General features: G+C 60.2%; 14 protein-coding genes. 8 read left to right on the forward strand and 6 right to left on the reverse strand.

The annotated features are described in order from the left end of the window. Positions 1-5: 5 nt before the first annotated feature. The 3 genes from MUN79_RS24645 to MUN79_RS24655 form a co-directional block, all read right to left on the reverse strand. A complete protein-coding gene (locus MUN79_RS24645) occupies positions 6-2066 on the reverse strand; it encodes a hypothetical protein (RefSeq protein ID WP_244675157.1) in 2061 nt (686 codons plus the stop codon). Positions 2067-2242: 176 nt separating this feature from the next. Further along, positions 2243-2782: a PAS domain-containing protein gene (locus MUN79_RS24650; protein WP_244675158.1), complete on the reverse strand. Its 540-nt coding sequence runs from the start codon at positions 2780-2782 to the stop codon at positions 2243-2245. A 9-nt stretch (positions 2783-2791) separates the two neighbouring features. Continuing rightward, entirely contained in the window at positions 2792-3154 is a 363-nt protein-coding gene (locus MUN79_RS24655) for a hypothetical protein (RefSeq protein ID WP_244675159.1), read from the reverse strand. Positions 3155-3817: 663 nt separating this feature from the next. Between MUN79_RS24655 and MUN79_RS24660 the strand changes: the two genes are divergently transcribed. From MUN79_RS24660 to MUN79_RS24690, 7 genes are all read left to right on the forward strand, one after another. Next, positions 3818-4612 (forward strand): TonB-dependent receptor, encoded by a 795-nt coding sequence (locus MUN79_RS24660; protein WP_244675160.1) that lies wholly within the window; start codon positions 3818-3820, stop codon positions 4610-4612. Between the two features lie 35 nt (positions 4613-4647). After that, positions 4648-4998 (forward strand): hypothetical protein, encoded by a 351-nt coding sequence (locus MUN79_RS24665; protein ID WP_244675161.1) that lies wholly within the window; start codon positions 4648-4650, stop codon positions 4996-4998. Between the two features lie 11 nt (positions 4999-5009). Then, positions 5010-6293: an outer membrane beta-barrel family protein gene (locus MUN79_RS24670; protein ID WP_244675162.1), complete on the forward strand. Its 1284-nt coding sequence runs from the start codon at positions 5010-5012 to the stop codon at positions 6291-6293. Positions 6294-6469: 176 nt separating this feature from the next. Next, positions 6470-7042 carry a DUF1572 family protein gene (locus tag MUN79_RS24675; RefSeq protein ID WP_244675163.1) on the forward strand — a complete coding sequence of 191 codons (573 nt, stop codon included), beginning with the start codon at positions 6470-6472 and terminating at the stop codon, positions 7040-7042. A 6-nt stretch (positions 7043-7048) separates the two neighbouring features. Beyond that, complete coding sequence (locus MUN79_RS24680; protein WP_244675164.1) at positions 7049-7663, forward strand: 2'-5' RNA ligase family protein; 615 nt, start codon at positions 7049-7051, stop codon at positions 7661-7663. A gap of 93 nt (positions 7664-7756) precedes the next feature. Continuing rightward, positions 7757-8221, forward strand: a complete 465-nt coding sequence (locus MUN79_RS24685; RefSeq protein WP_244675165.1) for a hypothetical protein — start codon at positions 7757-7759, stop codon at positions 8219-8221. A 217-nt stretch (positions 8222-8438) separates the two neighbouring features. After that, positions 8439-8615, forward strand: a complete 177-nt coding sequence (locus MUN79_RS24690) for a hypothetical protein (protein WP_244675166.1) — start codon at positions 8439-8441, stop codon at positions 8613-8615. Positions 8616-8755: 140 nt separating this feature from the next. Here the strand turns inward: MUN79_RS24690 and MUN79_RS24695 are convergent, their stop codons facing one another. From MUN79_RS24695 to MUN79_RS24705, 3 genes are all read right to left on the reverse strand, one after another. Beyond that, positions 8756-9517, reverse strand: coding sequence for an SDR family NAD(P)-dependent oxidoreductase (locus MUN79_RS24695; protein WP_244675167.1), 762 nt, complete (start codon positions 9515-9517; stop codon positions 8756-8758). Positions 9518-9594: 77 nt separating this feature from the next. Then, positions 9595-10011, reverse strand: a complete 417-nt coding sequence (locus MUN79_RS24700) for a helix-turn-helix domain-containing protein (protein WP_244675168.1) — start codon at positions 10009-10011, stop codon at positions 9595-9597. Positions 10012-10023: 12 nt separating this feature from the next. After that, positions 10024-10488 carry a hypothetical protein gene (locus MUN79_RS24705; protein WP_244675169.1) on the reverse strand — a complete coding sequence of 155 codons (465 nt, stop codon included), beginning with the start codon at positions 10486-10488 and terminating at the stop codon, positions 10024-10026. Positions 10489-10652: 164 nt separating this feature from the next. Between MUN79_RS24705 and MUN79_RS24710 the strand changes: the two genes are divergently transcribed. Then, on the forward strand, positions 10653-11555 hold the full coding sequence (locus MUN79_RS24710; protein WP_244675170.1) for a helix-turn-helix domain-containing protein: 903 nt from the start codon (positions 10653-10655) through the stop codon (positions 11553-11555). The last annotated feature ends 235 nt before the right edge of the window (positions 11556-11790 follow it).

Genomic DNA, 11790 nt, shown 5'->3' on the forward strand with positions numbered 1-11790 from the left:
CGAGCCTATTTTAAGCTGGTCCGGCCCCAGCCCCGCGGGTTTTTGTCCCGGATAACGATGCCGTTGAGCAGCTTGGAGCCGATTTTGGTTGTCAGCGTTTTCTGGTCGGGGCCGCCCTGCTGGCTGAGCAGGGCCATTTTCAAATCGGAATACTCGGCCCGCATGGTGCCCGTAATGCCCAGCCGGCTGCCCTGCAGCTGCACGGTAGCCCGGTGTACATTGCCACTTTCAAAGCGTATCAGGCGGCTGGGCGCCGTTACAGTATTGAGCAGGGTGATGGAAGCCGGGCCAAAGGTGCCTTCCCCGCTGTGGGCGCCGTTGGGGTCGAGTACCGGGATGCGGAAAGTGGCAGCGGCATACCAGTTGTTTTGCAGCCAGCCGCTGGCCCGCGCTACCAGGGGCGTGGCCCGGGTCATCAGGCGCGGGTCGTTGGTTACGTTGCTTAGCGTCACCTGAATACGGCTAAAGACTACACTCCCGCTTTCCCCAGTTTTGGCCCCCACGTAGGATGTGCCGATGTAGCCGTCTTTCAGCACCATTCGCCGCAGGTTCAGCCGCACGGGCAGCTTGGCCAACGACTCCTGGGTGACCATGGAAGGCCGCGGGTTCAGGGGAAAGCGGCCGTCGCCAGCAATGAGCACACGCAACTTGCGGAGCTCGACGGATTGGGCCAGCAGGGCATTGCTATGACTGAAAGCGGCGAAATCGAAGCCCGAAACCTTCACCTGCGGAACCTGCGCCGTAATGTGGGGCGTCTGGTGGCCTTTGTAGTGGGCCAGGGCCGCCGGACTCATCGTGGGCCGAATGCTTATGCCGTTGGCTTGCACCAGACCCGTGCGGGTCGCCAACTCGGTACTGCGAATGCCCAGCCAGTACACCGGCGCCGATACCGTACTCTGGACCCGGCCCGTGCGCACGTGCCAGCTGCGGGCGTACCACATGCGCCGCTTGTCCTGGGCTCCGGCCGCAGAAAGCAGCACGGCTTCGGCCTGTAGTTGAATGTCCTGAATACGGGGCTTAGGCTTGATGGCCGTGAGGCGCAATTGGCCGGCGGCAATGCGCAAATGAGCTATTTCCAACTGCCGGAGCAACGGCGCCACCACCTCGTGCAAGGGCGGTGGGGGCTGCAGCGGCAGGGCGGCCGCCACCCAAGGCCGGGTCAGAACTACCGAATCCAGGTACAGCTCCCGCCGCCGCAGCTCGGCGCTGCTCAGGCCACTGACTTGCAGCCGGGCCAGGAGCAGCTGCACCCGAATGGCACGGCCCTGCTGCTGGATATCCTGCTGGGACCGGACGCGCACGGAGTCGAGCGTGAGCTGCTGCCGGGTGGTTGAGTACTGGGCGCGGCCAATGGCAACCCGATGTTCGGCTACTGTGCCCACGCCCCCACTAATTTTCCCGCTTAAAGCAACTGCGTAACCTACCCGTTGCGAGTCGGCGGCGCCGGCTGCGCTCAACAGAATATCCTGAGCCGAGAAACTGGCCTGCCGCACACTGGCCAGTGGCACACGCGCCGGCCCGTACGCCACCTGCCAGCGCAGCAAGCCCAGATACCCGATGCGCAGGCCGTCACGCAGGTGCGGGGGCAGCTGCTCGTGCAAGGGCCGGCGGGGCGTGGCCGAGTGGGGCACTTCCAGCACCCGCAGCCGGGCCCCGGCCAGCACCACCGAATCGATGGGAACCAGGGCCCCGCGCAGCAGGGCGCCCAGACCGATACCGGTGATGCGCAGCTCGGGCACGTCGGCCAGCAGGCGGGGCAGCGCGGTTGAGCTACTCTGTGGTCCGGCTTTGGCGGGCCGCAACCGGATATTGCGCACCTGCACCGAGCGGCCCCATAAACTGGTGTGCAACTCCCCAATGTGCAGGCGGTAGCGGCCCTGGCTTTTGGCGGCTACCTGCTTTTCCAGGGTCGTGCGCAGCCAGGGGTCCAGCAGCAACGAGGCCAGGCTCACCAGCGCCACGAGCAGCAGGAGCGCGCCGCCTGCCCAGTAGGGCCAGCGGCGCCTGGTCTTTCCTCCCGAAGCCAACGACTCGTGCGGGGGTGGGGCAGTGGGAACTGGATTCACAGGAAAGACGGGAAATGAAAAAATGACCTTAACGCAGAACCCTACTGCGGAGGTTTCCCGGCATTCGGGGGCAGCGCACGGAATGCTTACTCGCCAACCAGCTACTTTGTTCAGGCACAAAAAAAGCCTCCCGGTTGGGGAAGCCTTTTTGGACTGTTTTAACTATAGAATGGCTTTTACTCACCCAAGCGTTGGCGCAACTCTTGCACCTGCCGCTCCAGCTCCAGGTTGCGGAAAGTTACTTTCACTTCCAGGTCGGCGTAGGCCCGCTCCAGGTCCTGCTCCCGGCGGCGCAGGGCCAGTTCGGTGAGTTTCTGGTCGTGAATGTCGGTGCAGGTGCCAAACCACTGCTTGATCTGCCCGGCTTCGTCGTACTGGGGCCGGGCCTGACCCAAAAACCAGCGGTACTCGCCATCTCTGCCCTTAAACCGGTACTCGATTTCGTAAAAGTCGCCGGTAGCCAGGGAATGGCCCCAGATCTGGCGGGCCTTCTGCTGGTCGTCGGGGTGGAGCAGGTTGTTCCACATATCGGGCCCCACGCTGTCCTTCAACGAATAGCCGGTATAGTCAATCCAGCGCTGATTGAAGTAGGTGTGAAAGCCGGTGGGGTCGGTAAACCAGACCAGTTGCGGAATGAAATCGGCAAGAAACCGGAACTGCTCCTCGGCCTGCCGACGGATTTGTTCCTCAGGGGAAATAGCTTCAGAATTGACCATGAACAGAAATCAACAAGGCTGGGCGAGCTGCAGCTCCATACCCGACTGAAAATACAAGTTAAGCTGGCTCTGCAAGCCGTCGGCCGAGCGCCGCAGCCGCGTAATGAGAGCCTTGGTTTCTTCCTGCAGCAACTGTAGCTCCAGGTAGGGCCGGTTGAGCAGCGCGTCGCGCTGCACCGACCACTGCCCCGTGTCGTGCTGGGTGGGCGCGTGCACCTGCAGGGCGCCGGGCGTCAGCAGCAGCCGGGTGGCCTGGGCCAGGGCGCTGTCCGGACTACTCCGGTTTAGCACCCGCTCGGCCACGCACCACTCCCCGGTGAGGTACTCATCAGGAAGCTGCTGCAGATTGACGTCAAATAAAGTTTCGTCCATAGGGATAAAGGAATTCTATCAGCTTCAGAGCTGACTGGAGTAACCAACGGAGCCCGGCAGTAATTCAGTTCTAAATGAAGTTGATTCTTACAAAGATGCTACCCCGACCAACGCCAGAAAATCTCAAAAGTTCACCATGCTGTTGAGCTTGCGGGCAAATATTCCGTTCGGCTTGATTTTCACTCGGATATATTTCAAGCTTGCCCAGATCAGACTTCCGCGCCAAGCCATTGCCGCCCCATTATCCTGCTAACTCTATCTACTTCCTATAATCCTATTACACGACTAATGGTTAGTCGGCGCCGGAATGTTCCTCCCCTAAGTACCCTACTAGTTTAATGGCATCAACTATTGCTGCTACGCGCCCAATTAAAGGCACGGGAACGAGCTTTGAAAAAATATCTTCTAATCTGAAGCATCCTATATACTGAGCCCGGAGTCTTTGCTAGACTTTCCTCCTCCTCATCCTTTGTTGGAATAATATACATACGAAAAATATCGTATTGTTTCTTTCGAAATACGAATCGATTCGTATATGTTTGCAGTACGAAATACTTCGTAATACATGAAACCGGCTGCGCCATGACCCCAACCCTCTACCCTACCCGCAGTTTCGCAATTCCTTTTGTCTGCCTACCCCGTGGCCTGCGGCTACTGCCAACCGTGCTGCTCGTAGCGCAGCTTGCCAGCGGCTCGGTACGGGCCCAGGGTCTGGAGCCGGCCAGTTCGGCAAGCAGCGTGAGTGCAACCGGTAAAGGCCGGCTGCTGGGCCGGGTGGTGCATGAGAAAACCAGCCAGCCGGTCGAGTTTGCCACCGTGGCCCTCCTGGACGAGGCCAGCGGCAAAACCCTGGACGGAGCCGCCTGCGACGACCAGGGCCGGTTTACGCTTACCAAAATCGGGGCGGGCCGCTACCAGGTGGTGGTTAGCTTCGTCGGGTTTCAGCCCCGTACGGTGGCGGGTGTCGTCTTTGCCAGCAGTGAGGCCGAGGTAGATTTGGGCGCAATCAAGCTGACGCCCACGGTGCAGCAGCTGGGCGAAGTGAAGGTAACCGGGGAGCGGGAATTGGTCGAAAATAAGGTGGACCGTATCGTGTACAACGCCGAAAAGGACATTACCAACTCGGGCGGCAGCGCGGCCGACGTGCTGCAGAAAGTGCCCCTGCTCACGGTAGACCTCAACGGCAATCTGCAGCTGCGGGGCTCGTCCAACATTCGGGTGCTGGTGAACGGCAAGCCCTCGGCCATTATGGCCAGCAACTTGGCCGACGCCCTGCGTCAGATTCCGGCCGACCAGATCAAGAGCGTGGAAGTTATAACCTCGCCCTCGTCGAAGTACGACGCCGAAGGCTCGGCTGGCATCGTCAACATCATCCTCAAGAAGAACAACCTGGAGGGCGTGAATGGCTCGGTAAATGCCGCCGTGGGCACCCGGGCGCATTTAGCAGTATTACGCTAAACAGCCATAAGGGCAAGCTGGGGCTGAATGCCAACGTGGGCAGCAACCTGTTTCTCAACATTGCCCGCAACCGGAGTTTCCGCACCGATTTCCTGCCCGAGGGCCAGTACAGCACCCTGGAGCAAAGCGGAAACTTCACCAACCTGGGCGGCGGCGGCTACGGGCAGTTGGGCCTCGACTACGACCTCACGCCCAAGGACGCGCTGAACCTGAGCGTGCGGGGCAACCTGTTTGGCTACACCAACGCCCGCAGCCAGTTTACGCGCTACGCCGCGCCGACCAGCCTGGACGAAAACAACCGCGACATTGACACGCACAACCAAAACAACAACCTCGACCTCAACTTTGGCTACGTCAAAACCCTGGGCGGCCCCGGCAGGAGCTGAGCTTTCTGGCGTTGTACACTGTCAATCAAGGCGAAACCGACTACGACCTGCAGCAGCAGCGCTGGGCCGACGGGCGCGACTATGTGGACTACCGCGAAAACAGCTTCAACGACAACCGCAACCGCGAAGCCACCTTTCAGACCGACTACGTGCAGCCCCTGGACAGCACTAAAACGCTGGAAATTGGGGCCAAAAGCATCCTGCGCACCGTCAGCAGCGACTACCGCATCGAGGCCGACAGCCTCGACGGCCGGGGCTTCGTGCTGGTACCCTCCCGCTCCAACCAGTTTCGCTACGACCAGAACGTGTACGCGGGCTACCTGACCTACGGCTTTGCGGTGGGCAAAACCCTGACTTTCAAGTTCGGAACCCGCGTGGAGCACACCCGCATCGACGGCGACTTTATGACCAACAGCGCCACGCTGCAAACCAACTATACCAATGTGGTGCCCAGCCTGATGGCAGCCTGGGACGTGACCAAGGACCAGAAGCTTAAGCTCAGCTACACCCGCCGGATTCAGCGGCCCAGCATTTTCTACCTCAACCCCTACATCAATACCAGCAACCCGCGCAATATCATGGCCGGCAACCCCAGCCTGGCCCCCGAGCTGACCGACGCCTACGAGCTGGGCTACAACACCTACATTAAGAAAAGCTCGTTCACGTTTTCCGGCTACTGGCGCCAAACCAACAACGCCATTGAGGCCCTGTCGCGCAACGTGCCGGCCCGGAACCTGCTGCCCACCGTCGACTCGGCTTTGGTGCTGTACACCACGTTTCAGAACGTGGCCCGCAATGCCACCTACGGCCTGAGCGTGTCGGGCTCGACCAAGCTGACGCCCAAGTGGAACCTGAGCGGCAACGTGAACTACTACTACATGTGGGTGCGCAGCGCGGCCCTGAACCTGGAAAACGGCGGCACGATGCACAACGCCAACATCACCTCGGCCTGGCAGTTCGACAACGGCTGGAGCGCCCAGTTTACGGGTCTGTTCAATTCCCGCCGAATTCAGCTGCAGGGCCGCTCCTCGGGCTACCGCAGCTACAACGTGGCCGTGAAAAAGGAGCTGTTCCAGAAGAAAGGGAGCCTTACGTTGTCCGTCATCAACCCCTTCAACCGCCAGCTGATTTTCCGCAACGACCTGGCCTCGGAGCAGTTCACCTACACCGACAACTCCTACTTTCTCAACCGCAACCTGCGCCTGAGCTTCAACTACCAGTTTGGCAAGCTCGAAAACCGCCCCGCCCGGCCCAAGAAGAGCATCCGCAACGACGACCAGAAGGAAGGCGGCTAAGCTGGTATCCGCTTTATAAACCTCTGCCAAAAAGGCTGCTCCCACCCCGGAGCAGCCTTTTTTATGAGTAAAGCACGGCGGTTTTACAACGGCCAGAGCTTCCCTTAGGGGCCGGGGCAAAACTGCGGGTTTTTGTGTTCCTTGCTCTCCCTTTCCGCCTCGTAACCTGATTTGCCATGTCTACTTCCGATGCCCTGGGCCAGGCCGTGCTGACTACGCTGCGCCACAACTTCACTGCCTACAAAACCCTCACGGACCGGGCTCTGGCCCAGCTTTCCGAAACCGAGTGGCTAGTGGTGCCCGCGCCCGGCGCCAACAGCGCCGCCGTCATCGTGCAGCACATGATTGGCAACCTTCGCTCCCGCTTCACCGACTTTCTGACCACCGACGGCGAAAAGCCCGACCGGCAGCGCGACCAGGAATTTGAGGAGCCGACCTCGGTGGCGGCGGTAGCCGGGTTGCAGCAGGGTTGGGAAGCCGCCTGGGGTATCCTGTTCACCCTGCTCGAGGAACTGCAACCCGCCGATTTGCTGCGCACCGTTACCATCCGGGGCGAGGAACACACGGTGCTGGCGGCCCTGGAGCGGCAGGCCACGCACTACGCCTACCACAGCGGGCAGGTGGTGCAGCTGGCCAAGCACCTGCGCGGCCAGGCCTGGCGCACCCTGAGCGTGCCCCGGGGCCAGAGTGAGCAATTCAACCAACAAATGCGCGCCCGCCTCAACCCGGCGGGCCCTTCCGCAGTTTAGCAGAGTATGCTCGCCATTACCACTTTGCTTACGCCGCAGTACGCGGCCCGCATCAACCGCATCATTAAGGGGCTGGAAATGGAGTTCGGCCTCGACGACGTGCAGGCCACCCCCGACCCGCACATTACCTACCAGCTGGCAGGAGTGCGTAAGCTTTCGGCCCTGAAGAATGTGCTGCGCGAAGTGGCCGCCGCTACCACGCCTTTCGAGGTGCACACCACCGGCCTGGGCGTGTTTCCGGGGCCCAATCCGGTGATTTATATTCCGGTGCTGCGCACCAACGAGCTCAACCACCTGCACCAGCGCGTCATTCAGGCCACGGCCCCGCTGTGCCTGCGCACCGATAAGTTTAGCGGCCCCGAGTGCTGGCTGCCTCATATTTCCCTGGCCCTGCACGATACCACGCCCGAGCTGCTGGGTCCCGTGCTGCAGTACCTCAACCAGCAAACCTTCAACCTCCGGCTCACGCTCGACAACCTGGCCATTTTGCGGCAGGAAGGCGACCTGTTCTTGTGCGAAGAGCTGTTTCCCTTCGAAGGTGCCCCACTGCCGCCCGCGCCGGCTCCCATTCCGGTTACGGCGCTTAGTCAGCACATCAGCGTGTCCATCACCAAGAAGTAAGCTTGCCGGGCACGGCGCCTACTTTTTGCCGAATAGGCGCGGCATTCTGGTTTCCGCATCCGACCTTTACCCCTTCACTCTTCCTTTCTGCTTATGTACAACGCCGTACTCACTTTGCACTCCTGGAGCCGCTGGCTGGTGGTTATTTTTGGTTTGATTGCCGTTTTCCGCGCCTTGGGCGGCTGGCAGGGCCGCAAGCCCTACCTGGGCGCCGACAACGGCATGGGTGCCGCCTTCGTGGGCTCTATGCACCTACAGCTGCTGCTGGGCCTGATTCTTTACTTCGGCCTGAGCCCATTCGGAGTAAAAGCCTTTGAAACGGCCGGTGGAGCCGTGATGAAAGACCCGATTGGCCGCTTCTGGGGCGTCGAACACATTGCCACCATGATTCTGGCCGTCATTGCCGCCCAGGTGGGTCGCACCCTGTCCAAGAAAGCCACCGACCCGGTGCTCAAGCACAAGCGCGCCTTCGTGTGGTTTACCGTGGCCCTGATTCTGGTGCTGCTTATGATTCCGTGGGGCATCTGGAACCCGGCTCGGCCGCTGTTCCGCTTTTAGAGCCTGTAGCTCAACCGTAACGCCTCAACGGCTTCTCACGGCTTCCGGGTTTATCCGGGAGCCGTTTTTGTTTACCGGGCTGCAAGGGCTGTCCAACGCCTTTCACCACTGTCGAGCTTGAGAAGCATCGATTTTTCTCACCATCTTGCGTAGGATAAATTGCTATTATTGCACTTTACGCCTCTTCTATTTGCGGCATTTCTTCTCTTTTTGTCCTGTGCAAAAGAATACCCCCAGTTCCCGCTTCTCGCGGGATGAGTTCTGCGACCTGATTGATACGCGTCTGCAGCAGCTGGAATCCAGTCAGGATGCCAGGCGCCAGTACGCGGCCGTATTGGCCGCCCTGCGCAGCAGCTTTGAGGCGTTTCAGAAGTCTCGTCTGCGCCAGGCGTAGCTGCGCCCCGCTTTCCTCCAGTAACTGCCATTCCTGCCCGGGACTGGCAGTTTTTGTTTAGAGCCAGTTCTGAATGGACCTGCACCTTATAAAAAGGCCCGACTGAGATTCAGCCGGGCCTTTTCTGATTCTGCGGGACATTACAGGGAATAGCCACCCGAAGCCTCCAGGCGCTGAGCATTCACCCACCGGGCCGCGTCGGAGCACAGGAAGGCTACCACGCCCCCAATGTCATCCGGCTCGCCGATGCGGCCCAGGGCCGTGTTGCCGCTCATATACTCTTCCAACTGCGGGTAGGCCGCCCGAGCAGCGGCGGTAAAATCGGTCTTAATGATACCCGGGGCTACAATATTGGCCCGGATGCCCCGGATGCCCAGCTCCTTGGCCATGTACTTGGTCAGCGTTTCGACGGCCCCCTTCATGGAGGCGTACGCCGCGTAGCCGGGCGTGGTAAAGCGGGCCAGTCCGGTGGAGAAATTGACGATACCACCGCCGTCGGCCAGCAGGGGCAGCAGCTGCTGGGTTAGGAAATAAACGCCCTTGAAGTGCACGTTGAGCAGGTTGTCGAAGTCTTCCTCGGTGGTTTCGGCGAAGGCCGAGCGGGCATCAATGCCGGCGTTGTTGATGAGAAAGTCGAATGTGGAGCGCTGCCAGTGCTGGCTGAGCTGCTGGCGAAGGGCCTGAGCAAAATCCGGAAAGGAGGCTATCTGGCTCGTGTCCAGGGGCAGGGCTACGGCTTTGCGGCCGAGGGCCTCAATCTGGGCGACTACGGCCTCGGCTTCGGCCTGCTGGGTGCGGTAGGTTAGGATCAGGTCGTGGCCGGCCTGGGCCAGGTGCAGGGCGCTGTTGCGGCCCAGGCCCCGGCTGCCGCCCGTTACGAGGGCAATTTTGGAAGTGCTCATGGCTTGTCTTGATTACGAATGTAGAACAAGACAAAGGTGGGGCGAGGCCCGCGCCGGCGTATGGTGAGAGCTTCAGTTTAAATGGTGACCGTTTCCGATTTGGCCAGCCGCTGCGCTTCCCACACCTGCTCCCGGTACTGCTTGGGCGTGCAGCCCGCAAAGCGCTTGAAGAACTTGGTGAAGTTCGACGGGTCGTAGGTCAGGCTCTGGGCCACGTCGGCCACGGAGCGACTGGGGTCCAGCAGCAGCTGCCGGGCCAGGTCCAGGATGCGGGCCTCGAAGAAATAGCAGGGCGCGTGGCCGGTCGTGAGCTTGATGGTATTGCTCAGGTGGGTGGGATGAATGCAGAGCTGGTCGGCAAAGTCCCGGACTTCGAACATTTCCGTGGCCCGGCCCGCGGCAATGTCGGCCAGGTGCTGGTCGAGCAGGCGCAGGTAGTCAGCCGTTATTTCGTGCTGGCGGGCCAGCAGCTTCTTGGGAATCGGAGTGGGCATGCGAAGAAAGAGTTAGCCGTCGACCTGAACCTTATAGGGCGTAAATCCCTGCCGGCTGACGACAAATGTATGGTTCTGGTCGTGGATGGTTTCAAAGCTCAGCTCCCAGTCAACCGGGCCCGCTGCCTTACTGATTGCCGGCAATTCTAGAAGTGTGGGCTGAAACTCCTCAACAAAATTCTGAATTTCAAAGTCTGGTTGCCAGTTCCGGACCTCCGTAGTAATCAGCCAGGCCAGGGCAGGCAGCAATGTCGGATATTGTGCCTCTATCTGCTCGTAAAAAGCGTGTTGGGCGGTGCTGGGTCCGGACGGTCCGGCGGTCAGCAACACCTCGATGCGGGTGCCGGTTGGAGTGAACAGCCGCTTACCCTCGAAGTAGTTGTTTTCGGGATTTTTGCAGTCGAAGTATAGCAGACTGCCAAAAACCTCGTCTTCCAGCCGCAGTTGCCGGCCAAACAGAAACTCCCGGAAGCCCATTGTGCGTCTCTGGTTTGAGGATGATACTTTATTGGAGTTTACTGGAGGGAAACATTGCCTCAATATGAAAAGAAAGACGGGCAACACGGACTTTTACCTCAATGCCGCCGCATTAACCCTGCTACGCAACTTACCCTTGTGTTTGATTTGCGTAACTTCGTCCCATGTCCAAGCCGCAGACGCTCGAAGATTTTTACCGGCAGAAAATTCACTGGCTGCCCGACAACCTCAAGCAGGATATCGGCCATTTCAACGTGTTTCGCCTCGACGACTTTGTGGGGCCCTCGGCCTGCCACCTGCCCTACAGCCGCAAGGACTTTTACAAGATAACGCTCGTTACGGGCCGCAGCAACTACCATTTCGCCGATAAGACGGTTGAAATTCGCGGCAACGCCCTGCTGTTTGCCAACCCCCTGGTGCCCTACGACTGGGAGCCGCTCGACGACAACCAATCGGGCTACTTCTGCATTTTTACCGAGGCCTTTTTGCAGCGCTACCAGCTGGCCGGCGCCCTGGAGCTGCCGCTGTTCCGGCCTGGCGGGCAGCCGCTCTACTCCCTCACCGACGCCCAGCGCGAGGCCGCGGCTCAGCTGTTTGCCAAGATGGCCGCGGAAATAGACTCGGACTACGCCTATAAGTACGACCTGCTACGCAACTACGTCTTCGAGCTGATTCACAGCGCCCTGAAGCTGCAGCCCGCCACCACGCTCTACAAGGACAGCAACGCCGCCACCCGCATTGCCTCCCTGTTCACGGAGCTGCTGGAGCGGCAGTTCCCGATTGAAACGCCCGGCCAGCAGGTGCGCCTGCGCACGGCCAATGCCTTTGCCGGGCAGTTGGCCGTGCACGTCAACCACCTGAACCGGGCCCTGAAGGAAGTAACCGGCAAAACCACTACTCAGTTGATTGCCGCCCGCCTCACGCAGGAAGCGCACGCCCTGCTGCGCCACACGAGTTGGAACGTGTCGGAAATCAGCTACAGCCTGGGCTTCGAGGAACCGGCCCACTTCAACAACTTTTTCCGCAAGCAGGCCGGCACCACGCCCACGGCCGTGCGCTCTGTTTGATTTTCGCAAGCATTGGTTTGATTGCGGCAAGCCTCCCGGCTATGGAGCACACTACTTTTGCTCTGTACCAAATGAGCAAGTATGCCTCCTTCCGCCAGCTACTTTGTCAGCGGCCAAACCCAGGGTGGGCCGCCACGGCCAGCCCGTTACCGCGCCCCGCCCCTACCTGTTCTCCCTCATCCGGGCTGAGGTGGCATTTTGTGCCCCTAAGAAAGAAAAGTGGAATTATTTGGGG

The organism is Hymenobacter cellulosilyticus (genome assembly GCF_022919215.1).
GTDB classification, from domain to species: domain Bacteria; phylum Bacteroidota; class Bacteroidia; order Cytophagales; family Hymenobacteraceae; genus Hymenobacter; species Hymenobacter cellulosilyticus.

Excerpts from the sequence above, each read along its gene's own strand:
- MUN79_RS24675 (WP_244675163.1), top strand. The coding sequence starts at position 6,470 with ATGTCTACTTCCGATGCCCTGGGCCAGGCCGTGCTGACTACGCTGCGC.
- MUN79_RS24680 (WP_244675164.1), top strand. The coding sequence starts at position 7,049 with ATGCTCGCCATTACCACTTTGCTTACGCCGCAGTACGCGGCCCGCATC.
- MUN79_RS24650 (WP_244675158.1), bottom strand. The coding sequence starts at position 2,782 with ATGGTCAATTCTGAAGCTATTTCCCCTGAGGAACAAATCCGTCGGCAG.
- MUN79_RS24710 (WP_244675170.1), top strand. The coding sequence starts at position 10,653 with ATGTCCAAGCCGCAGACGCTCGAAGATTTTTACCGGCAGAAAATTCAC.
- MUN79_RS24700 (WP_244675168.1), bottom strand. The coding sequence starts at position 10,011 with ATGCCCACTCCGATTCCCAAGAAGCTGCTGGCCCGCCAGCACGAAATA.
- MUN79_RS24655 (WP_244675159.1), bottom strand. The coding sequence starts at position 3,154 with ATGGACGAAACTTTATTTGACGTCAATCTGCAGCAGCTTCCTGATGAG.
- MUN79_RS24695 (WP_244675167.1), bottom strand. The coding sequence starts at position 9,517 with ATGAGCACTTCCAAAATTGCCCTCGTAACGGGCGGCAGCCGGGGCCTG.
- MUN79_RS24705 (WP_244675169.1), bottom strand. The coding sequence starts at position 10,488 with ATGGGCTTCCGGGAGTTTCTGTTTGGCCGGCAACTGCGGCTGGAAGAC.
- MUN79_RS24685 (WP_244675165.1), top strand. The coding sequence starts at position 7,757 with ATGTACAACGCCGTACTCACTTTGCACTCCTGGAGCCGCTGGCTGGTG.